This window comes from Lysinibacillus sp. JNUCC-52, from assembly GCF_015999545.1.
In the GTDB taxonomy this organism is placed as follows: domain Bacteria; phylum Bacillota; class Bacilli; order Bacillales_A; family Planococcaceae; genus Lysinibacillus.
The window spans coordinates 1,842,673-1,865,507 of record NZ_CP065546.1; the positions used below are offsets into that span (position 1 = coordinate 1,842,673).

A 22,835-nucleotide genomic window follows, 5' to 3' on the forward strand; every position below is an offset into this window, starting at 1 on the left:
TTAATATTTAATAATTGTTCTACCCAAATGTTGGCCATTCTTAATTGCTTCAATTGTATGGGGTAATTTTTCAAGTGAAATTTCATTGATGAGAGTTGTTTGAGAAATATTCCATTCATTCGCTATTTTCTCCCAAATATAATCACGATCTTCAATTGGTACATTTACAGAATCAATTCCCAAAAGGTTAATTCCTCTAAGTATAAATGGCAACACGGTTGATGCTAGTTTTATACCACCTGCATTCCCACACATACTCATACTTCCACCGTAGGAAATTTGAGAAATTAATACAGAAGCAATATCCCCACCAACAGTATCTAGGACAAAATCAAAATTTTGTTTATTTAATGGCTTATTTTGTTCTCCTAATTCATTTACGAAAATAACATTGGTAGCTCCTAAAGATTTTGCTACCTCTTTCTGATGTTCTTTTCGAACTAAAGCAGTAATATTTTTGTAGCCGATTTTAGCTAAAATCTGTAAAGCTATACTACCTACTCCACCAGTTGAACCAGTGACTAGAATCCTAGGGTTTTTATTTAAATCCATACCTTTCTCCTCTAATGCTATGATTGAAAGAGCAGCAGTAAACCCAGCTGTTCCAAAAATCATAGCATCCTTTAACGAGAGATTGACTGGTAATGGAACAATCCAATCTCCAGAAACTCTTGCATATTCTGCAAACCCGCCTGTATGGCTCATACCCATCGTAAAGCCTGTAACAATCACTTTCTGTCCCTCTGTGTAACGATTATCTGTCGTATGAACAATGGTTCCACTTAAATCAATGCCTGGGATCATCGGATAATTCCGAATAACTCCTCCATTTTTTTGAACAGCCAACATGTCTTTATAATTTATTGAAGAATACGCTACCTTAACTAAAACCTCACCATCAGAGAGACTGTCGAGATTAACATCTTCCAAACCATAAATTACTTGATCATGATTTTCTTTTACAACAATTGCTTTGAATGTATCCATTGATATTTCCCTCCTTTTGATACAAAACATTTTTGCACCAAAAATGTTTCTTATCAAAAACTAACATGATATTATAGGTAATGTCAATACGGAGGAGATGCTATGGAATTAAAAGATTGCATGAACTTTTTACTAAGTGCTAGTCAGAATAAAGTTTTTAAATATTTCAGTAAGCTTTTAGAAGAGTATGGTGTAACACCTGCTCAATACGGTGTGTTGAATTGTTTGTGGAGAGAAGGGCAATTATCTCCTAAACAAATCGGAGAAATGGTTTTTTTAGAAGCCCCTACTGTCTCAGGAATATTAGATAAAATGCAAAAAGCTGAATTAATAGAGCGTTCGGTAGATCCAAAAAATCGTAGAAATGTTTTAGTAATGGCTACTCAAAAATCTAAAGAAATTAGAGATGAAGTTGAAGCTGCAACCATTAAGTTAAATAATAAGGTACTTCAAAACTTGACAGACAGTGATAAAGAAGTGTTAAAAAAAGCATTAGAAGTAATAATAAAGTCTGAGTTTTGATTATACAACCTATGTTCTTTTAACAAATAGATGGAACAGTACTTGAACGTAGATTAAAGGTTGTAACTTTCTCTAACTATTTATGTTCGTAGTATAAAATTAAAGTAACCCCCATCATAATTTGTTGATGGGGGTATTGAGTATTTGCATTGGAAATTTTTCTTTATAAACAATCATTTAATGTGAAATACCAATCATTATTTTAAAATTTACAGCTGGAGCCGCCTTCTACGGGCATGGCTTAAATGTCTCCACCATTTTCAACTTGCGTTGCCTTTTACTTACCGATTTAGCCCCTAACCATCTTAAGTTGTTTTCAATAACTGATAGACAGCTTGCTCATGACCAAACCTTTCTAAAACCATTATTTTTTGCATCCCTAACTTTTCTAATACACGACAGGAGGCAATATTTGCAGTTTGCGTTTCCGCAACTATCTTCGATAAATTAAGACTGTCAAATCCATAATGGATAACTGCTAATAATACTTCAAACGCATACCCCTTGCCCCAATATTGAGGCAAAAATTGATAACTCAGCTCATATGTTGATTTTTCATGATATGCATCAATCGATACTAAACCAATAAACTCATTTTTATTTTTTAATGAAATGCAAAAATAGGAATTAGGATAAGGTGCCTTTAGCATGCTGTCAAAAGAAGCATAAATGTAGCTTTTATCTGGTATCCCTCCGAGAAAGGCTCTGACATCTTCATTACAATACAATGAATAAACATCTTCAATATCGTTTGGCTTCACAGACTGTATTTTACAATTTTCAGTTATTATCATAACTTGTTGCCTCGCTATTCAAATTTTCTTTATTATGACAAAGCTATAACAGGAAATCAAACACAATTTTACATAAATATGTTCCATTTACTAAAAATAAAAGACCTGCTTCGATACAATATCGAACACAGGCCAAAACGTTATTTCATTATTGGAAGCTCCTTTAAGCTTTCTTGTCTAGCTTCCCACTCTTCTCTTAACAAACCCATACGTATGGAATCATAATAGACACCCTCGTAAAAACGTACTTTACGAATTTTCGCTTCCAATTGCATCCCCAATTTTTCTCCGACGCGAATCATCCGCTTATTTCCCGACCATGTCGTAAAGCCAACACGGACAAGTGGCATCGTTGAAAATAAGTGATCAATCCATAGTGTCATTGCTCTAGTGCCAAGTCCTTTGCCCCAATTATGAGACTCATGAAAAACAATGCCCATTTCTAACCATTTAGAAGGCTCATGCTCCCAATAATAAGAAATAACGCCACAAATAATGCCATCAGCCTCGATTGCCCAAAAGTTTTTCTGATTAATAAATTGCTGTGATGTTAACATAAAATCATGCAATGATTTAGCTTGATGTGGAAAATAAGGAGCATCCCATTTTTTCCATTCTGGTTGCTCGTCTTTATAAATAAGCTCCCAAATGCGCTCTAAGTCTGACTCAATGATAGGACGAAGGTTTAATTCTTGATCTGTGTACATAAGCAGCCTCTTTTCAATGATTATTCATTTTTTTACTATTGAAAAGTGGCATATCCTCTATATGCTACTTCTCAATCACGTTCCCAAGCTGTTTCATATTCATCATTCCTTCCATTGTAATTAGGAAAATTATAGCATATTTCCATTTCTAGTATGCTTACTTGCAATTTAAAAATTACTTATTTTCTTTTTCGACCGATTAATAGTGTTACTTGTGCCATTGTAAATGGTAATGAAGATTTTTTTCGGTACGCCACATATTTTGGTTCCCAAAAATCAGCATATTTTAATTTGAAATTTTTTAATCCTTTAAAATGATAGAAGTAATGGCCATGTAAAAATATTTGTGCTGCAATTTTTTCGCTTAAAAAGGAGTATCTCGATTGACCAACATTTGATAATGGCGACATGCCCATATTAAACACGCGATACCCTTGTTCTTTCGCCCATTCAAACAGCGATAAAAAAATGAAATCCATCGTGCCAGACGGTGCTCCTGGTTTAAAACGCATAAGATCGACGGAAATTCTTTCGCCATCGTCATACATTGGCATAATACTAGCAAAGCCCATCACACCTTGAGCTCCTCTTAACACAGCAATGTTCGACTTACTCAAATAGTTTTCATCGAAAAAGCCAAGAGAAAAGCCCTTTTCAGCTCTTCCTTGTAGCCACTTTCTTGATACATCTTGCAATTCTTTCATGACTTCCTGTGAATAAGGCGGGCTTAATAATGCAACAGTGTAGTTCTCTCGTTCAAACTTATTCTTTACTGCCCTACTACTTTTCATCTCTTTACCAGTAAACGTGAATTTTTCTAAATCAACAAACGCTTCCTCACCAAGTTTAAAAAAGCTATAGCCATGCTCATGTAAAGAAGGGAAAATTTTATTGTTTATTTCATAAAAAACAGGTGTATACCCATGTTTATCTGCTAACTCTAAAAACTCTTCCATTGCCTGTAAGAAATCACTTTCTTGACCTACTGGATCGCCCAACACAACAATTTTATCTGCAATTATTTGATACGCAAATAATACTGTATTTTTCTCATTCCAGTATACAAATTTATCATGCAAAAATATTAAATGAGAAAACTCCGTCCCTTTATATTCCATTAAATGATTTTTAATTTTATCTTCCTGCTCTTTTGATAGGAGCTTCTCCATTTTTTTAGGTCCGCGCGTAAAATAGCCGAAGTAAAAAATGATACACGCTATGAGGATACCAATAATTGCACTATAAAATAAATCCCGATAGTCGGTAAGAATATAGTATTGTAACGCTGTCGGAATATGAATTTTTGCTGTAGGTAAGTTGACATAGCCGATTAACAAATACATTGTAGTAATGAAAATAACAGCAGCAATGTCAAATAGGATGGCACCCCATGTGAGGACATAACTTTCTCGATAAAATTGTTTTTTCGATGCCATGAGTAACACGGCGACAATTAGTAAAAAAATCGCTTCTTCATAATCAAAACCTTTAATAATGGAAAATATAGCTGAACTACCAAGCACAATAATTGCAAGCTGATAAGCTTTTTTCACCTTATAATTAATTCCCCTACACAACCCTAAAAGGATAAACGCTGCTGCGACTGTCAATTGATGGGAAATATTCATAATGGGTGATGATAAAAACTCCTGGGCAATTTTTAGCCGACTTAGAACGCCTGGTACCGAAGCCGATAGCAATAACACAATACCTGATACAAAAACTAATATCGTTAACAACTTATGACTAATTTTTTGAAAAATAACATTCGGTAAGTCATCCCAAGAACGATTCCAGCGTTCCCAATAATCTTTAATAAATAATAGTACGGATACTAAAAATGGTAATACAAAATAACCAACGCGATACAAAATTAATAAGAAAAGTACTTTTTCTTCACCTATGTCTACACTTTGGGTCCCCCACAGAAAAACAAGGTCGAATGAGCCGACCCCTCCTGGTATCATACTAATTATGCCAGCACACGAGGCTATTAAAAATATGGGTATAAGGGTCGTTAACTCAATAGGAATGTGCAAGATTAATGTTAACATCCAAATAACGAAAAAAACCGCAAGCCATTCTGCTACTGAAGTAATTATTAACTGAAAAGAAACTTTTATGGATAAGGAGCTGCCTTTTTTATAACGAATAAGGTGCATCCCAATAAACGCGGGAACATATAAGCTGACAAGAATAACAGCAATTGAAAGCCACCGATATTCTTTTAGCAATGGGAAATCCCAAAAGAAAATATACATTAGCCACGCTAGTAAGGAAATGCCAGTCAAATAAAAAAGAGTAACGGTGGCAATACTTTTCAGCAAACCTTCTCGATCCTCTTTATATTTTGAATAAAAATAATTGCGTAGAAAAACGCCTACTAAACCACCAAAGCCAATAAGGTTCGAAAATGTATTGACGATAAATGAATTGTTCACCAAAGTACGCTTCTTCATTTTAATTCCTAGTAGTTTCGTTAAAATGACATCGTAAAAAATCATCGGAGTAATCGCACAAAATGCGATGACAAAAATCAATAACAGTTCCCATATTTGCAATTGACTAACTTCATTCCGAAGTAAATGAACATCTACCCCACTTAACGATTGCTGAATTTCATAAATAGCTATCGCTAAGAGTACGATTGGAAATAAAATTTTCAGAAACCGCATTAATGGTTCTTTTCTAATTTTGAACATGTGCTAAACCTACTCCCAAGCTTTCTTAAAAATTTAAAATTGTGTGCGTGCCTGGCACCCAATTTTTATTCTTTCATCGCTTTTTTCACAAAACGATTTATATCCACATCTGCACCAATAAGAAGCATAATATCCCCAAGTAAAATTTTGTCACTTGCCTGTGGCGAAACAATAATATCTGATCCACGCTTTATACCTACGATGTTAATGCCATATTTTGCTCGGATATCTAAATCCATAATAGAGTAGCCTGCAATGGCATCATTTGCTTTTAACTCCATGATAGAGTGCTCATCTGAAAGCTCTAAATAATCGAGCACCGTATTAGACAGCATATTATTAGCAATACGAATCCCCATATCACGTTCAGGATGCACGACAAAATCTGCCCCAATTTTTCTTAGCACTTTTTCATGATAATCATTTTGGGCCTTTACAGTAATTTGCTGAACACCGATTTCTTTTAAAATAATTGTCGTTAAAATACTAGCCTGAATATCTTCGCCAATCGCGACAATCACATGTTCAAAATTACGAATGCCTAATGAATTTAAAACCGATTCATCTGTTGAATCTGCAATAACAGCCTGAGTAGCAATCGCAGCAAATTCATCCACACGTTCTGATGAATGATCTATCGCCATCACTTGCGCTCCTTGACTCATTAATTCACGAACAATGCTTCCCCCAAAACGACCAAGTCCAATGACAGCAAATTCCTTTTTCATCATTACAAATCCCTCCGAAAACTACAATTACTTTATTTTAACTTATATTTCCCCATATGTATCGTCAAAACTGGATACGATTCCCCATTTTATATATTCTATCTATAGCTTTCGACATTCTATCATACAACTATTATTTATACATAAGCTTAACAACATTTAAATATTTTCGAGCACGCTTGAAACGCATCTCTTAAATACCATGACATTCCATCTGCACGTTTCTATAATGGAAGTTAAAAAAAGACGAGGATGTAAATATCCCCGTCTTTCTACAATCAAAATTATGCGTTACGCATTTCATCAAGCACTCGATTTACACGCTTTTCAAGCATTTTCATGCCACTTCCACCAGCTTGCATATGACGAAGCTGACCATCTTTATCGAAAACGAAGTACGCTGGAACATATTGGTTTTCAAATGCATCCGTTAGCTTCATTTCACTATCAACAAAAATTGGTTGCGTAATATCATGCTCTGCCGCAACAGCTTTAATTGTATTTAAATCCGTATCTTCTTCAGAACGAGGCATATGCACAGCAATCACATTTAGTTCATCTTTATATTGATCACGGAAATTATTCACATCTGGCATTGCTTCTTTACATAAATGACAGCTAACTGACCAAAAATGAATTAAAGTTGGTTTTTCGCCTACTAACTCTGCTTTTGTTACTTCCCCATTTAACCACGTTGTTGCGCCTACTAGTTCAGGCATTTGTTCACGAAGTTTCATTAAAAATCCTCCCTAGAAAAAAATATCCCCACAAGCGTATCGTGGGGACCCATTATTTATTTTATGCATCCATAACGTTCTAGCGTAATGGTGTTTAGATTTTTTTCGAGCATGCTCGAAAATTATCTTATAAAATCAGTAATTAAAGTGTTGCTTGACCTGGGCGCCAGTTTGCTGGGCATAGACCACCTGTTTGTAAAGCTTGTAGTACACGTAATGTTTCATCAACATCACGGCCAATGTTATTATCGAATACTGTTTGATATTTTAATTCGCCTTCTGGGTCAATAATAAATAAACCACGTAGTGCGATACCTTCTTCTTCAATTAAAACACCATATTCTTTTGAAATCGCATGGTTTGTATCTGCTGCTAATGGGTATTTTAAATCGCCAAGCCCATTTTGAGTGCGATCTGTGTTGATCCATGCTAAGTGTGTGTGGATTGTATCAGTTGATACACCGATTACTTCTGCATCTAAGTCTTCAAACTCGTCATAACGATCGCTCATTGCAGTAATTTCTGTTGGACATACAAAAGTGAAGTCCATTGGGTAGAAGAAAAGTACAGTCCATTTGTCTTGTGCTTTAATTTCTTCTAAAGATACTTTACCAAAAGATTTGTCTGGAAGTACTGCTTCCATTGTGAAGTCTGGGGCTTGTTTACCTACCATGCGTTCTGCCATTATTAATCCCTCCGAATAATATGTAGTTTTATATTCTATTCGCACATGCGAACCGTCTTCTACGATAGCAAAGAAAGCTCAGTTTTTCAACGAAGTTCACTTCTCTATGCTAATCGTTTCCAACGCATTGACAATTATTTGTCATATACCCAAAAATAATCAACTCTACACATTAGTTATTCGCTTCTTTTCGCAAATTTATTCTTGAAAAGCCTAAAAATTTGCATGAAAATACATATGCATTTTTTCTATAAATTTCTTCTACTTTTTTTCTTTCAAAACGATTGCAAATTTTTTATTATTATGTATAATAGTAATGTTTTTAGTAAACTAAAAGTTTCGTTAAAGTAAACTTCGTTTTCTGAAAGTTTATGATTGCTAAACTTCTTCTAGGAGGGAAAGGATGCAAATTGGAGGAAAAATTAAAGCACTTCGTTTGAAAAAAGGTCTTACCCAAGAAGAGCTTGGAGAACGTACTGATCTAAGTAAAGGCTATATTTCACAACTGGAGCGAGATTTGAATTCGCCTTCTATTGAAACGCTTTTTTCATTATTAGAAGTTTTAGGATCGACGCCAAAAGAATTTTTTGATGATGATGCACCAGAACAAAAGGTTGTCTACACTGAGGAAGATCAATCAACCTATACTGATGAAGAAAAAAAATATGAAATTCAATGGCTCATTCCTACATCCAATGAGAAAGAAATGGAGCCTATCTTTTTGACACTCGCTGCTGATGGTGAATTTAAACAATTCGAGCCGTCTCTATCTGAAACTTTTATTTATATTGTCAAAGGGCGTATTCGTCTCGTTTTAGGGAATGAACAATATATAGCTAGTGAAGGCAATGCGCTCTATTTTGACGCAGCCGATCATCACCAAATTTTTAATGCACATGACGATGAGACGAAAATTTTACTCGTCGCAACAGATTCTTATTTATAGCTTAAGGAGGCGCTTCAATGACAACAAATTCAATTATCCGCTTTGAAAATGTTTCAAAATCATATAGTGACGGTACAGTCGTCCTACAAAATATTAATTTAGAGCTTGAAAAAGGAAAGTTTTATACGTTACTTGGTCCTTCTGGTTGCGGTAAAACAACTATTTTACGTATTATTGCTGGTTTCACAGAACCTTCTACAGGTAATGTCTTCTTCCACGATAAAAAAATAAATACTGTTCCAGCTAATGAACGCCAAGTTAACACAGTATTTCAGGATTATGCGTTATTCCCCCATTTAAACGTTTTTGAAAATGTTGCATTTGGACTACGCATTAAAAAGCTTCCTGAAAAAAATATTAAAGAACGTGTGTCAGAAGCGCTTAAATTTGTCAATTTAGCAGGTTATGGAAATCGTGAAATTTCTGAGATGTCAGGTGGTCAGCGTCAACGCGTAGCTATCGCACGTGCCATTGTGAATGATCCAGAAGTAATTTTACTTGATGAGCCACTTTCTGCATTAGACTTAAAACTACGTACAGAAATGCAGTATGAGCTTCGTGAATTACAGCAAAGACTCGGCAAAACCTTTGTATTTGTTACACACGATCAAGAGGAAGCCCTTGCCATGAGTGATGAAATTTTTGTACTAAGCGAAGGTCAAATTCAACAATCAGGCACACCTGTAGATATTTATGATGAACCAATTAACCGTTTTGTTGCCGACTTTATCGGTGAATCAAACATTGTTAACGGTGTGATGATAGAAGATTTTACAGTTGAATTTGCTGGTGAAGTGTTCGAGTGTGTTGACCAAGGGATGAAACCAAATGAGAAAATTGATATTGTTATTCGTCCCGAGGATTTAGAAATTACAACAGTCGACAAAGGAAAATTAGTTGTTAAGGTAGATACACAATTATTCCGTGGAGTACATTATGAGCTTTCCACGTATGACAAGGCAGGCAATGAATGGCTTGTTCATTCATTGAAAAAAGCTGAAGTAGGGACAGAAATAGGACTAGACTTCGATCCAGAAGCCATTCATGTAATGCGCTTAAATGAAACTGAGGAAGAGTTCGATAAACGTCTAGAATCCTATGGAGATGACGAAGATGCAAACTAAAACTTCGAAATCAGCGTTATTTCCATACGTTTTATGGATTGCACTTTTTGTTATTGCGCCGATTGCTCTCGTTGTTTACTATTCCCTACTAGATTTACATGGCAATTTTACGCTTAATAACTACAAAGCCTTTTTCTCTTCTGTCTATTTAAAAATGACGCTTAGTTCGTTTTGGTATGCGTTTTTAATCACTTTCTTTACACTGCTTATTTCATACCCGACGGCTTATTTTTTAACAAAGACGAAACACAAGCAGCTATGGTTATTGCTTATTATTATTCCGTCTTGGATTAATTTATTGTTAAAAACATATGCGTTTATTGGGATTTTTGGTTTATATGGCCCAATCAACGCTGCTATTGAAGTATTTGGCTTTGATCCGAAACAAATGCTATTCACCGATATTAGCTTTGTCTTCGTTTCCGTATATATTTTCATACCATTTATGATTTTACCGATTTTCAACTCATTAGATCGTCTAAATCCAACGCTTGTATACGCAGCGCGCGATTTAGGTGCATCTGCTTTTACAACATTCCGTCGCGTTGTATTACCATTGACGATGGATGGTGTTAAATCAGGGATTCAAGTTGTATTTATTCCAGCTTTATCTCTATTTATGATTACTCGCTTAATTGCAGGAAATCGTGTCATTACACTTGGTACAGCAATTGAACAGCAATTCCTTGTGACGCAAAACTGGGGCATGGGATCAACAATAGCCGTATTTTTAATTTTATTTATGGTGATCATTATGCTTATTACAGGTCAAAAGGATAAAGGAGGTCGCGTACGATGAGCAAACTTTCAACATCTGCAAAAGTGTATTTAGCGATCGTTTTTATCGTCCTGTATGCACCTATTTTTTACTTAGTCTTTTACTCATTCAATAGTGGGGATTCCATGAATAACTTTCAATCCTTTACATTGGACCATTACAAGGCAGTTTTCGAAGATTCAAGGCTAATCGTTATTTTAATTAATACGGTAATCGTGGCACTGCTTTCTGCCCTAATTTCCACAATTATTGGCACATTAGGAGCAATCGGTATTGTCACAGTAAAAGATTCAAAAATGCGCAATACCCTACTTTCCTTAAATAATGTGTTAATCGTTAGTCCAGATGTAATTATTGGTGCAAGCTTTTTAATATTATTTACAATGGTTGGCATTAAACTAGGCTTTGCTTCGGTATTATTAGCCCATGTAGCGTTTAGTGTTCCTATTGTTGTACTTATGGTTTTACCGAAGTTGCTTGAGATGAATAAGTCGTTAATTGATGCAGCTTTAGATCTTGGTGCTACAAAAAAAGATGTGATGATGCGCGTTATTTTACCGTATATTCAGCCTGGTATTTTTGCAGGTTTCTTTCTCGCTTTAACTTATTCATTGGATGATTTTGCCGTAACATTTTTCGTAACAGGAAATGGCTTTAGTACATTATCTGTTGAAATTTACTCGATGGCACGTGCAGGTATTTCGTTAACGGTTAACGCAATTTCTGGTTTAGTATTCTTCGTAACGATATTAGTTGTAGTTGGCTACTATTTCTTTACAAGCCGTACAAATAAAAGAACGGAGGGACAACGATGAAAAATTTAATTCAAGCAACCATTGCCATTCTTGTCGTGTCCGCCCTTTTAATGTACGCTGCTGACGCAATGAGTGCGAACGGTGGTAAAAGTGGTAAAGATACATTAACTATTTTTAACTGGGGAGAATATATCGACCCTGATTTGCTAAAGCAATTCGAAAAAGAAACGGGTATCCATGTTATTTACGAAACATTTGACTCAAATGAGGCTATGATGACGAAAATTAAACAAGGTGGTACGGCTTACGATATTGCCGTGCCGTCTGAATACATGATTGAAAAAATGAAGGAGGAAAACCTACTCCTTCCTTTAGATAAAACGAAAATACCTAATTTTAAAAATATCGATCCGTATTTTCTCGATTTACCATTTGATGATAACAATGAATACTCTGTTCCTTATTTCTGGGGCACAGTAGGTATTGTTTATAATCCAGATTTAGTCGGTGACTTAGATTTCTCTTCTTGGGAAGATTTATGGGATCCCTCGTTAAAACGTAAAGTCTTTTTAGTAGACGGTGCACGTGAAGTTATTGGCATGGGCTTAAATAGTCTTGGTCATTCTCTTAACTCGTTAAATAATCAAGAATTACGTCAAGCTACAAATAAGCTAATTACACTCGCTCCAAATGTGAAAGCAATCATCGGTGATGAAATTACACCTTTGATGATTAATAATGAAGCGGCTGTCGCCCTCACTTGGTCTGGTCAAGCAGCAGATATGTTATTCGAAAATGAAGATTTAGACTTCGCTGTTCCAGAGGAAGGCTCGAACTTGTGGTTTGACAATATGGTTATCCCAAAAACTTCGAAAAATGTTGATGGTGCACATGCTTTTATTAACTTTATGTTAAATGCGGAATCTGGTGCTCAAAATGCGGATTATGTAGGCTACTCTACTCCTAATATTGCAGCGACAAAATTAATGGATAAAGAAGTTGTAGCTGATGAGCGCTTCTACCCTTCCGAGGAGCAACGTAAAACATTAGAAGTATATAAAAACCTTGGTCCAGATTATTTAGGAAAATATAATGAATTGTTTTTAGAATTTAAAATGAGTATTCGATAAATACTAAAGAGAAAAAACAATATTTTTCTCTCTCATAGCGTCGACAAAAGACATCAAGAGTTAAATATTTGATGTCTTTTGTCATTTTTTCTTTTAATCGTTCTAATATAGAATTTCACTTTCGATGTGTTCAGTTGATTGGAGCGGAGGGGCAGCGACTCCTGCGGTAACACACAACACGTAAGAAGCAACAGACCACGCGCACCGAAATGGTTGAGGCTTACCGTGTGCCCACGAAAAGCGACCGCAAGGAGCGGAAATCAACGGTATTATTCTGAGGAAAAACAATGTCTTCGTTCCGCTAACCAAGTCATTCACCTACGACTATAATCTGATAGCCAAGCAATATTTCTTTATGATAGACTGTAGGAATGTTTCAATAGAAAAAAGGGGGGTATACGATGACCCAGCAGAAGTCCAACAAGGCGGCTTTGTACATTTTAATGTTTAATATGTTTATCGCAATGGGGAGTATCGGAATTATTATTCCTGTCATGCCAAAGTACTTACACATATTTGGTGCTGCAGGACAAGTTCTTGGCATGTTAATTGCAACGTTCGCCTTTGCACAGTTTATATTTTCTCCAATTGCTGGGAATCTTTCGGATCGATATGGTCGAAAAAATTTGATTGTTTTTGGTCTGATTGTAACTGGTATTGGGCAAATTTCATTTGGGCTATCTACAGATGTGTGGATGCTTTTTGTTGCTCGTTTCTTAGGAGGGCTAGGTTCTGCCTTTATAGCACCTCCAATTATGGCATTTGTAGCAGATATCACAACGTATGAAGAACGAGGTAAAGGGATGGGCATGTTAGGTGCTGCTATGTCTCTTGGTTTTATGATTGGACCAGGTATTGGCGGGTTCCTCTCTAAAGTTAGTTTGCATTTCCCATTCTTTATGGCTGGAGGAGCGGCTATTATAGCCTCTATCCTTTCGTTGGTGTTATTACCTTCTACAAAACCAACTGCTGCTCAAAAAGCACAAAAGCAAGAAAATCTTGCGAAGCAGATGGCGCGTTCAGTCCAAATGCCTTACTTTGTCATGCTTATTATTATGCTAGTGTTTTCGTTCGGAATCGCCAATTTCCAAACGACATTATCATTATTTGTAACCGAGAAATTTAACTATACACCTCCAGATATTGCAATCATCTTAACTGTAGGTGGCGCATTCGGTGTTATTGTGCAAATGTTCATTATCACACCACTCTTTAAGCGCTATGGGGAAATGAAAGTTGTATTAGTCAATTTATTTATTGCTGCTGTAGCAATCTTCCTCATATTATTTGTTTCTGGCTTCGCATTAATTTTAGTTGTCGCAACAATTTTCTCTACGGCAACAACACTTATTCGTCCAGCAGTCAACACACTGATTTCTAAGCTTGCTGGCAATGAGCAAGGCTTAGCCGCTGGACTTACCAATGCCTATATGAGTCTTGGAAATATGATTGGTCCTGCACTTGCGGGTCTTTTATTTGACTGGGATATGAACAGTCCGTATATATTCGGGTCGATTATTTTAATGACATGCTTCTTACTAGCGCTCATTTGGACCGTAAAAAAGGCTCCACATCTTATGCATCCTGATTCAAATTAGTCCATTGACAATTATTTCAAATATGGTACATTTATTATCGAAAAATTAAATCGTTTAACACCACTAGGGGAGTCTTTACAAGGCTGAGACGTATATGTTCATATACGGACCCTTTGAACCTGATCTAGTTCACACTAGCGGAGGGAAGTGGCGACACTTGCTTTTGTGTAATTTAAAAATGCAAGGCCGCTTCCTTTCGTTACTAGGAAGCGGCTTTTTTGTATTCATCAGGCAGTGCTATCGGCGATTTGTCCGATTTTATCGGCGATTTTGTGAGGTCTCTCGGCGATTTGCCCCGTTTTATCGGCGATTTCTCACATTTTATCGGCGATTCACTGAGTTCTATCGGCGATTCATCGCACAAAACTAAAAGGAGTAACTATCATGTCTATTCGAAAACTAACTACTATGGCTTTATTAGTAGCTATTGCAGTAGCAGGCTCTATTTTTGTCTCCATTCCAACTGGCATTGCACGTGCCTATCCTGTACAACATGCGATCAACGTCATCTGTGCCATTCTATTAGGTCCTATGCCTTCTATCGTCGTTGCTATAGTTACAGCATTGATTCGTATCTTAACAGGCACAGGCTCCCTTTTAGCGATTCCTGGAAGCGTCATCGGTGCAGCATGTGCGGCCTTTGCTTATAAATACAGTCGCAGCAATTGGCTTGCTGGTGCTGGTGAAGTATTTGGCACAGGTATTCTTGCCTCATTAGTCGCTGTTCCATATGCGCAATTATTTATGGGAACGTCTGTCGGTGCATTATTTTTTATGCCTGCATTTTTTACATCTAGTTTAATCGGGGCCGTTCTTGGCATGATGATGGCTAGCAGTCTACGGAAAACTGCGCCCCATTTTCTTATTACGAAATAGCTATGTTTATAAAAAAACGATGACACATGCTTTTTGCATTGTGCCATCGTTTTTTATTTATGAGCGTTTTTTCATGCCTTTTAATAACTGTGCAACATTCGTATCCTCTGACTGGACAGTCGCTTCTTCAACAGGCTTTTCTTTCTTATTCCTTGTTATAAAGCTCCATCCAAAGCGTCGAATCGTAATATCTACGAAGAATAATAGCATCCCCGTTAATAGTAACCATGTTGCAATATTTTGGCGCTCTGCTCCTTTGTTGGTGAAATTACGGAACACGTCTTGTGGTTCTTTCAAGACAGAGCCACCCGTTTGCTTCGTTAGTTGCTCGACAAGTGTTTCATTCACAGGACGTAATTCATATTCTGCACTGTACGGTACGCTTAGACCAGCCTGGTAAATAGCCTGCTCTTCGTCAGCAATACGGAAAAAAATCAATCCTGGTTTCGCTTGCACTACTGCCCGTACTTGCGATGCGGAAATCGTTTCAAGCTGTAAATCAAGCTCCTCACCCGCTTCATCGACAGCGACAATATCTAAAAACGCTGCTTCATTTGTCGGATCAGTGATGAGAAATGAGCCGTCTGTATCGAGTCGTACATCATAGGCCACATCATTATAGCTTGGTAGCATTTGCGAAATGATTGTTTGCCAAAATGATCCCCATTCCTGCCATCTTGCCCAGTCACCAGCCCATTTCCCTGTCGAATCTGATGTGAAAGCAAAAGTTTTACCAAGCCCATATTGCCATTGGGCCAATACAGGGTCTTCCTTCTCACTTTCAGCTATCACAGCAGCTCCCTGCTTTGCCGTCGTGCCAATATATGCATTCATTTGTGGCACACCTTTTGCAAATAGTGTATTCCATCCAGTTGCATTATAAATTGTAGGATAAAACGGATTGTCCTCTATATAAGTACGGGAAATCATCGCTGTTTCACGGGATAAAATTGAAGGAATTGTTTGTTCATCAATAACATCATAGAAACGACCACTACCCATTTCACTTAATGACTGAAGTAAGTTGCCATCTGCATCTTGTCCAATCGCCACTGTAGAAAGTGTAATCCCTTGTTCCTTCCCATTTTCAATTAAATCCTCATAATTGCCTGATTGTGACTGTCCATCTGTTAGTAAAATAATATGCTTTCTCTGCAATTTTAAATCTGCCAAACTATCATATGCTGCTGAAAGGGAGCTATATATTTCCGTACCCCCACCAGGCGTCACTGATAAAATCGTATCGACTGCTTCCTCTTTATTACCAAGGGGGGCCGTTTCGATGATTTCCCAAGGGCGATCATCGAAGGCAATAAACCCGAGCGTATCCTCATCACGTAACATTTCCACTGATCGTGCGGCTGCTTCTTTCGCTAGCTCTAATTTTGAACCATACATACTTCCTGAACGGTCTAGTACGATGACAAGTCCTAGCGATGGTAATTGCTCTTTACCTTTTATCTCCATTTCAACAGGTAACAATGTTTCAATCGGCGTTTTGAAATAGCCACCCAAGCCAAAGCTATTTTCACCACCGACCATTGTAAAACCAACACCGAAGTTTTTAACTGCCTGCTCAATAACACTCATCTTCGCTTCACCGACTAAGTGGCCTGGTACATTATCAAAAATAATAGCGTTATATTGCAAATAGCTAGAAAGTTCATTTGGCAAGCTTGCTGCATTTATCACATCATAGGAAATTGAATTCGTCCCTAGCGCTGCAGCAATAGGTGATGCCGTATCGTAGCCGTTAACAATAAGTAAATGTGGCTCGCTTTGCACCATTGTAATACTTGTTAATTTATTATTTTCAAAAATAGCATCCTGTCCAACTTGCACCTGTGCCTCATATTTTACAAGCCCCTCTGCAGTTGCGGTATGTTTATATGTGAAAACATTTGAACCTTGTGCAAGTTCCACCGACTCACGATGAATGAGTTCATCATTTTCGTACAGTAATAGTTCACCTTGTTCTGCAGCTGTAGCATTTACTTCCGTTACAAGCTGCTGCTGTTCACCTACATAAGCTACTTGTGGTGTGACAAAACTTTTAAGTGACACATCATTCGTCACGTTTTGATGGAACGGAACGACATCTACACTAATATTGGAGCCCTTTAGCTTCGTAGCAAAATCTATCGCACTGCCTTGGGTTTCATTAGCATCCGTTAGTAAAACAAGTCTTGTTGCCTTTTTCGGATCGACAATACCCGTAGCCAGTTGAAGACTTTGCTCAATATTCGTTTGGTCAGTTCCTTTAACTTCAGTAAATTTAGGAACTTCTTTTAAAGATTTCGATAAAATCGCTTCTGTTTGGAGAGTTGATGAAAAAGAGTAAATCCCTGCAAGTTGTTCATCCTTTTTCGATTTCAAACTTTCCTCTATAAAACTAGTCATTTCCGCTTCTGTGTTATTCATTGAAGCAGAACGGTCCATTAAATATAATACTTGCTCGTCCTTTACTGGTAATAAAATATAGGGCGCTGCGAGTGCGAAAACCAAACAACCGATTGCTATTATACGAATGCTCATGACGACTAGATGACTTTTTTTCAGGCGCATACGCTCTTGCCAATAAGACCATCCAAAGTATATAAACAATGGTACTAATAACAATAAGGCTAATGGCGTATCAATTCGTAAATCCACGGCGTCGTTGCACCTCCCACTCTGCTACAAGCAAACATAAAATAATGAGTATTAACCAAGGAACAAATGAAGCCTTTGATACTTCTTCCTTACCATTAGGCTGAAGTTCTCCAAGTGTATAACTTGTTCCTTCTTCTATTACACGTTCAGGTGCCTGTAGTTGCACGATAAGGCGTTTTTCTTCACTGCTTGAGCGAGCCGTGTAAATACCTGGCTGCATCGGTGCAGTTATTAAGCCATTAGTGATTGTCGATAAAAATTCATCGTCCTGAGAATAGACACTCCAATCACCTTGTGCTAACGCAACTGAACGTTGCTCATTTGGTACGAAAATGCCAAGAGAGCCTACTGATTCAGATAATTGTTGTGTCGCACTCCATAAAAATAACGGGAACGAAGGATATAACGGCCAGTCCGTATCAGCAATATCAGCTAAAACGATGATATCGCCTTGCGGTGATCGTTGAATAAATGGTTTATCACCTACTGTGGCAATTGTCTTATAGCCATCAAAAGCAGGATACAGAGCACTTACATAAATATCATTTAACTCACTAAATGCAAATAAAGCATCGCTCGTTGTTTTGACCTCACCATTGATTTCCCTTTTTTCTACATCATCACGTCCAATTAACACTAACGGTCGCTGCATGTTTTGAAGTAATGACGTTTGGTTTGTTACGATGGTAGCATTTTCGTTATCCGCTAGTTGTAATGACGGTACTATCTTTACATGATCGCTAATCGATTGGAAGCCCTTTTGAATAAGTTGATGCATGTTTTGATCGACAACGATATTCGATGTAGCTGTTTGAAGCACAACTGATTGTTTATTATCCACCACATAATCATCTTCCACATTAATGTTAGCTGTTATAGTATCCATTAACGGTAAATCTTTAAATGTTTTAGTCGTTGCCTCGTTTTCTGCTAAAGAAATTTGCTCTTCGATTACTACTTCACCTTGACTATTTTGTAATGCAATTGTCAGCTCATGTTTCTGGTCGGTATCATTTTGCAACTGCACTAATGCCATTGTAGATTGCCCATCTGTAGTAGCGGCAAAGCGTGTTATCGCAACATTTGCTAACCCCTTCTCAGAACCATATACGAGCCATTTTACTGAATTTTTCTCCATCGGCAATTGCTTTTTATCAAGTGAATCTGTAAAGACGTAAATCGATGTTTGTGTATCACCGACAAATGCTTGTGCGACGTCAAGCGCTTTATTCATTTGCGCAGTTTCATACGTTACATGTAAATCTTGTATCGCTTTTTCAATACTTTTCACATTCGTTTCCTGCTGTAGTACTGCTTGTGGCGTATTGCCAGTTGTAATCAACGTGATAGGTCGACCTTCAAGTTGATCTACTAATGATTGCATTTCTTTTTTATGTGCATCAAATGTGGATTGCTCTTTGCCAGCGAGCATTGTAGCAGACGTATCCACGATAAATATCGTCTGCGCACCAGCAATAGTGCTTTTTTTCATATACGGATTCATTAGTGCAAGCACTAATAGGAGCAATGCCAGCAATTGCAAATAGAGCAACGCATTTTTTTGTAAATGCTTTAAATATGGGGAAACCCTTGTTTCTTGCATAATTTCAGACCAAAAAAGTGTTGAGGACACCGTTTGATCGGTATATTTTTTTCGAAAGAAATAATAGAGCAGGACAATGACCGGGATGATGGCCGTCCAGCTAAACATAATTTGACTAAAGCCCAAAACGGCTCACCTCACCTAATCCAATGTGCTTTTAATAATTGCTGAAAGATTGCATGTTGCAACCCGTCCTCCACCTTAAGCTGCAGTTTACGTACACCAAAGCGACGGCAAATCGCTTCAAATTCCTCTTCGTGCTGGCGACGTCTTGCCTCATACGTATTTAGTACTTTTGATGACATTGTGACATTTACATCACGTCCTGTTTCACGGTCGAGTAAACGCACATCTCCTGCATAATGAGGGGATAGCTCCTCCTCCGTAACGATTTGTAAAATGCGGACATCACCTGCAAAACGGGGTAATCTTCTCAATAATTGCTCCCATTCCTCAATAGGTTCAAGCCCATCCGTCACGATGAATAGCACTGTACTATCCTTTGGTAAAGCCTTTAATGCACCTTGTGCAAAGCCTGCTGTATAAGTTGCTTCTTCAATATCTGTTACAACTTGCAAAAATGCACGACGATACATTGCTCCTTTCCGACGAAAAGGTGGCTTTACGTCATCTTGCACATAAGTAAACGATAAACGGTCATCTCGTCCAAGTACCATTAAACCAAGTGAAGCAACGATTTGCCTTGCGAACGTCCATTTAGCCGAATCGCCCATTGACTTTGTTGCATCTAATAAAATATGCACGCGCATTTCTTGCTCGTCTAAAAAACGTTTAATAAAATATTTATCGGTTCTTGCAAAAACGTTCCAATCTACTTGTCGCACGTCATCACCTAAATGATATTCGCGAAAATCAGAGAAATCGAGGGATGCCCCGAAGCGCTGCGAACGATGCGAGCCTTTATGTTGACCACGCAATTTGGAGGCAGTCGCCACTTGGAAACGACTAATTTTCGCTAACCAATCTTCGGGCAGGATGTTTTTTGTCATCGACTTACGCCTTGCTGTACTTTTTCTAAAATCACATCGATCACGTCATCTGCTGTCTTACCTGAAGCCTCCCCTTCATAATTCAGCAGCATTCGGTGACGGAATACTGGCTTCGCCACTGACTTAATATCACCTACAGATACATGAAAGCGTCCACTCATTAGTGCTCTAGCTTTCGCTAATTTAATTAAGCTTTGTAAGCCCCTTGGACCACTGCCATATTGTACATAGTGTTTTACTTCATCTATAGCTTCTTCTCTTTCTGGATGTGTTGCCACTACAAGATCTGCTGCAAACTCAAGCATCTCATCAGCAATCATCACTTCCTTAACCATTTGTTGTGCCAATATTAGTCCATCTGTATCCAAAACTTTTTGTAAGCTTACTTCTTGCGCACCTGTTGTTCGCTTCATAATTTCCATAAGCTCACTTTTCTCGGGATAAGGAACAAGTATTTTACAAAGGAATCGGTCCATTTGCGCCTCTGGCAACGGATATGTACCTTCCATTTCAATAGGGTTTTGTGTAGCTAAAACGAAAAATGGTTTTGCCATTTTCTTCGTATCACCTAAAATCGTAACTGTTTTTTCCCCCATTGCTTCAAGCAAGGCACTTTGCGTTTTTGGTGTTGCACGGTTAATTTCGTCCGCCAATACCATTTGACTAAAAATCGGCCCAGGCTGGAATGTAAATTGCTGTCTGCCGTCTGCTGTTCGCTCAATCATGCTTGTTCCTGTAATATCAGCGGGCATTAAGTCCGGTGTAAATTGAATACGAGAAAAAGATAAATCGAGCACTTCAGAAATTGTACGAATGAGCATCGTTTTCCCTAAACCTGGAAGCCCCTCTAACAGCGCATGGCCATCTGCAAGGACCGCATATAACGTGTAATCAATTGCTTCTTCTTGTCCAACAATAAAGCGATGAATTTCATCCTTTACTTGTTGTAATTTCGTACCCATTTCAACATACTGTTGTTCTGTAAATGCCATGTTTTCTCCTCCTACTGCTGCTCAATAGTCGTGAAATAAGATTGCACGACTTGTTGTAAATCCTTCGGCAATTGTAAACGCTCAGAGCTTTCTAAATAGCTATCTTTATACGAGCCAATTACTTCTTCATACGGTCGGATAGAACCTTTCGTAATCGGTCCATTTCCTTGTTGCTCCGATACATGCGAACCGTCCCCTAATTGCCCACTATCAACAGACGTTTCATTAGTTCCACCAAGTCTAGGTGTAGTTAATAAGTTGCGGCTACCTTGACCGCTCCCCGCACCTTTTCCAGAACCAGAACCAGAGCCGCTTCCTTGTCCTTGTCCTTGCCCTTGACCCTGTCCTTGACCTTGCCCTTGACCTTGCCCCTGTCCTTGACCTTGGCCCTGTCCTTGGCCTTGGCCTTGTCCCTGGCTCTGTCCTTGTCCTTGACCCTGGCCTTGCTGATTGCCTTGTGATTGCCCATTGCCTGTTGCTTGTTGGGAACCATTTTGTGAATTATTTTGCCCTTGCTGTCCCGCTTGCCCTTGTTGACTATTTGGCTGAGCGTTACCCGAAGTTTGATTAGCATTGGCATTACTTTGCTTGTTATTATTTGTACTATTCGCACTAGCAATCGCATTTTGTAACGTATTGCTTGCTGGTTTACCTAGATTGCTCATTGCAGTTTGTGTTGTATTTGCACTTTGTGTAAGCTGTTGCTGCATCTGAGCAAGCTCTTTTAACTGGGCGATTTCCTCTTTTGATAATGCATCATTGTTATTGTCTGCAGCGCCTTCATTACTCGCTGTTTGCTTATCTTTTAATTGCTGTTCTTTTAGAGCTAATTCCTTCTGCTTTTTCACAACTTCACGTAACGCTTCTTCCGCTGTTTGTGTTTCTTTTAATGTATTTTGTAATTCTTTTAACTGCTCTTTCACTTCTTTTGTCTCTGCTTTTTTCTCTAACTTGGCAACTTCTTTTTTAATGTCCTCAATAACCGCTTTTTCTTTTTCAACTTCAATCGCCTCGATTTGCGTTGCAGCTGGGAACATATAAAGTATTGCTAATACGACAGCTGTCACAAAAAGTCCGACGAATGCCTTAGGACGAAACAAATTCTTTTTTCGACCTTTAAATTCTGTATATGCTTTATCCGACTTTTGCATTGCTTTCGCAAGTAAAGACTGCACGAGTGGGTCTTTATCATCTTTAAAAGATAGTGCGGTTACTAATTCATTATGAGAAAAGTAATGATCAAGCGCATGCAATGCTTCCTTCTCTTTCACACGCCGCCACCACATTAAAATAACAGTAGCAAGTATGCCTATAATAAAGGTAGCAACAGCAATCTGACGGTAATAAGGCCATACAAATAATCTTGATATAAGGACGAGTGAAGCACTCGTAAGCAATGCTAAAAACAACCCGTACTGTGCAATTGGAAGACTTCTCTCAAAAGTTAAACTACTTTGTGCACGCTGAATAAATTTTCGTAATTGCTGTCGACGCTCCATGCTGTTTCCT

Annotated in this window: 20 protein-coding genes and 1 riboswitch; of the genes, 8 read left to right on the top strand and 12 right to left on the bottom strand. The window is 37.8% G+C overall.

Features of this window, described 5'->3' with window-relative positions; genetic code table 11:
- Positions 1-987, bottom strand: a complete 987-nt coding sequence (locus JNUCC52_RS09420) for a YhdH/YhfP family quinone oxidoreductase (RefSeq protein WP_337981965.1) — start codon at positions 985-987, stop codon at positions 1-3.
- 102 nt (positions 988-1,089) lie between these two features.
- Here JNUCC52_RS09420 and JNUCC52_RS09425 point away from each other — a divergent pair, with 102 nt between their 5' ends.
- Positions 1,090-1,509 carry a MarR family winged helix-turn-helix transcriptional regulator gene (locus tag JNUCC52_RS09425; protein WP_173477928.1) on the top strand — a complete coding sequence of 140 codons (420 nt, stop codon included), beginning with the start codon at positions 1,090-1,092 and terminating at the stop codon, positions 1,507-1,509.
- A gap of 305 nt (positions 1,510-1,814) precedes the next feature.
- On the opposite strand, the gene JNUCC52_RS09430 is transcribed toward JNUCC52_RS09425, so the two are convergent.
- The 6 genes from JNUCC52_RS09430 to JNUCC52_RS09455 form a co-directional block, all read right to left on the bottom strand.
- The gene (locus JNUCC52_RS09430) at positions 1,815-2,303 is read right to left on the bottom strand and encodes a GNAT family N-acetyltransferase (protein ID WP_337981966.1); all 489 of its coding nucleotides are present in this window, start codon (positions 2,301-2,303) and stop codon (positions 1,815-1,817) included.
- Between the two features lie 140 nt (positions 2,304-2,443).
- Complete coding sequence (locus tag JNUCC52_RS09435) at positions 2,444-3,010, bottom strand: GNAT family N-acetyltransferase (protein ID WP_337981967.1); 567 nt, start codon at positions 3,008-3,010, stop codon at positions 2,444-2,446.
- Positions 3,011-3,189: 179 nt separating this feature from the next.
- Positions 3,190-5,712 carry a bifunctional lysylphosphatidylglycerol flippase/synthetase MprF gene (gene mprF / locus JNUCC52_RS09440; RefSeq protein WP_337981968.1) on the bottom strand — a complete coding sequence of 841 codons (2,523 nt, stop codon included), beginning with the start codon at positions 5,710-5,712 and terminating at the stop codon, positions 3,190-3,192.
- 65 nt (positions 5,713-5,777) lie between these two features.
- Positions 5,778-6,440, bottom strand: coding sequence for a potassium channel family protein (locus JNUCC52_RS09445; protein ID WP_024362220.1), 663 nt, complete (start codon positions 6,438-6,440; stop codon positions 5,778-5,780).
- Between the two features lie 284 nt (positions 6,441-6,724).
- The gene (locus tag JNUCC52_RS09450) at positions 6,725-7,177 is read right to left on the bottom strand and encodes a TlpA family protein disulfide reductase (RefSeq protein ID WP_337981969.1); all 453 of its coding nucleotides are present in this window, start codon (positions 7,175-7,177) and stop codon (positions 6,725-6,727) included.
- Between the two features lie 142 nt (positions 7,178-7,319).
- The gene (locus tag JNUCC52_RS09455) at positions 7,320-7,862 is read right to left on the bottom strand and encodes a peroxiredoxin (RefSeq protein ID WP_173477933.1); all 543 of its coding nucleotides are present in this window, start codon (positions 7,860-7,862) and stop codon (positions 7,320-7,322) included.
- 403 nt (positions 7,863-8,265) lie between these two features.
- Between JNUCC52_RS09455 and JNUCC52_RS09460 the strand changes: the two genes are divergently transcribed.
- From JNUCC52_RS09460 to thiW, 7 genes are all read left to right on the top strand, one after another.
- On the top strand, positions 8,266-8,808 hold the full coding sequence (locus tag JNUCC52_RS09460; RefSeq protein WP_024362223.1) for a helix-turn-helix domain-containing protein: 543 nt from the start codon (positions 8,266-8,268) through the stop codon (positions 8,806-8,808).
- Between the two features lie 17 nt (positions 8,809-8,825).
- A complete protein-coding gene (locus tag JNUCC52_RS09465; RefSeq protein ID WP_337981970.1) occupies positions 8,826-9,932 on the top strand; it encodes an ABC transporter ATP-binding protein in 1,107 nt (368 codons plus the stop codon).
- Positions 9,922-10,731 (top strand): ABC transporter permease, encoded by an 810-nt coding sequence (locus JNUCC52_RS09470; protein WP_173477935.1) that lies wholly within the window; start codon positions 9,922-9,924, stop codon positions 10,729-10,731. Before JNUCC52_RS09465 ends, JNUCC52_RS09470 begins: the two co-directional genes overlap by 11 nt.
- The gene (locus JNUCC52_RS09475; protein WP_337981971.1) at positions 10,728-11,525 is read left to right on the top strand and encodes an ABC transporter permease; all 798 of its coding nucleotides are present in this window, start codon (positions 10,728-10,730) and stop codon (positions 11,523-11,525) included. The genes JNUCC52_RS09470 and JNUCC52_RS09475 overlap by 4 nt, the downstream gene beginning before the upstream one ends.
- Positions 11,522-12,595, top strand: a complete 1,074-nt coding sequence (locus JNUCC52_RS09480) for an ABC transporter substrate-binding protein (RefSeq protein ID WP_173477937.1) — start codon at positions 11,522-11,524, stop codon at positions 12,593-12,595. The genes JNUCC52_RS09475 and JNUCC52_RS09480 overlap by 4 nt, the downstream gene beginning before the upstream one ends.
- A 401-nt stretch (positions 12,596-12,996) precedes the next feature.
- Positions 12,997-14,193: an MFS transporter gene (locus JNUCC52_RS09485; RefSeq protein ID WP_173477938.1), complete on the top strand. Its 1,197-nt coding sequence runs from the start codon at positions 12,997-12,999 to the stop codon at positions 14,191-14,193.
- Positions 14,194-14,248: 55 nt separating this feature from the next.
- Positions 14,249-14,356: riboswitch (TPP riboswitch) on the top strand.
- 221 nt (positions 14,357-14,577) lie between these two features.
- Positions 14,578-15,069, top strand: coding sequence for an energy coupling factor transporter S component ThiW (gene thiW / locus JNUCC52_RS09490; RefSeq protein WP_173477939.1), 492 nt, complete (start codon positions 14,578-14,580; stop codon positions 15,067-15,069).
- A gap of 57 nt (positions 15,070-15,126) precedes the next feature.
- Here thiW and JNUCC52_RS09495 read toward each other — a convergent pair whose 3' ends face one another.
- From JNUCC52_RS09495 to JNUCC52_RS09515, 5 genes are read right to left on the bottom strand one after another with little or no spacing between them, the layout of a single operon-like run.
- On the bottom strand, positions 15,127-17,721 hold the full coding sequence (locus JNUCC52_RS09495; RefSeq protein ID WP_337981972.1) for a VWA domain-containing protein: 2,595 nt from the start codon (positions 17,719-17,721) through the stop codon (positions 15,127-15,129).
- Positions 17,705-19,450 carry a vWA domain-containing protein gene (locus JNUCC52_RS09500; RefSeq protein WP_337981973.1) on the bottom strand — a complete coding sequence of 582 codons (1,746 nt, stop codon included), beginning with the start codon at positions 19,448-19,450 and terminating at the stop codon, positions 17,705-17,707. The genes JNUCC52_RS09495 and JNUCC52_RS09500 overlap by 17 nt, the downstream gene beginning before the upstream one ends.
- An 11-nt stretch (positions 19,451-19,461) precedes the next feature.
- The gene (locus JNUCC52_RS09505; protein ID WP_173477942.1) at positions 19,462-20,334 is read right to left on the bottom strand and encodes a DUF58 domain-containing protein; all 873 of its coding nucleotides are present in this window, start codon (positions 20,332-20,334) and stop codon (positions 19,462-19,464) included.
- On the bottom strand, positions 20,331-21,326 hold the full coding sequence (locus JNUCC52_RS09510) for an AAA family ATPase (RefSeq protein ID WP_173477943.1): 996 nt from the start codon (positions 21,324-21,326) through the stop codon (positions 20,331-20,333). Before JNUCC52_RS09510 ends, JNUCC52_RS09505 begins: the two co-directional genes overlap by 4 nt.
- 11 nt (positions 21,327-21,337) lie before the next feature.
- A complete protein-coding gene (locus tag JNUCC52_RS09515) occupies positions 21,338-22,825 on the bottom strand; it encodes a DUF8809 domain-containing protein (RefSeq protein ID WP_337981974.1) in 1,488 nt (495 codons plus the stop codon).
- Positions 22,826-22,835 lie beyond the last annotated feature (10 nt).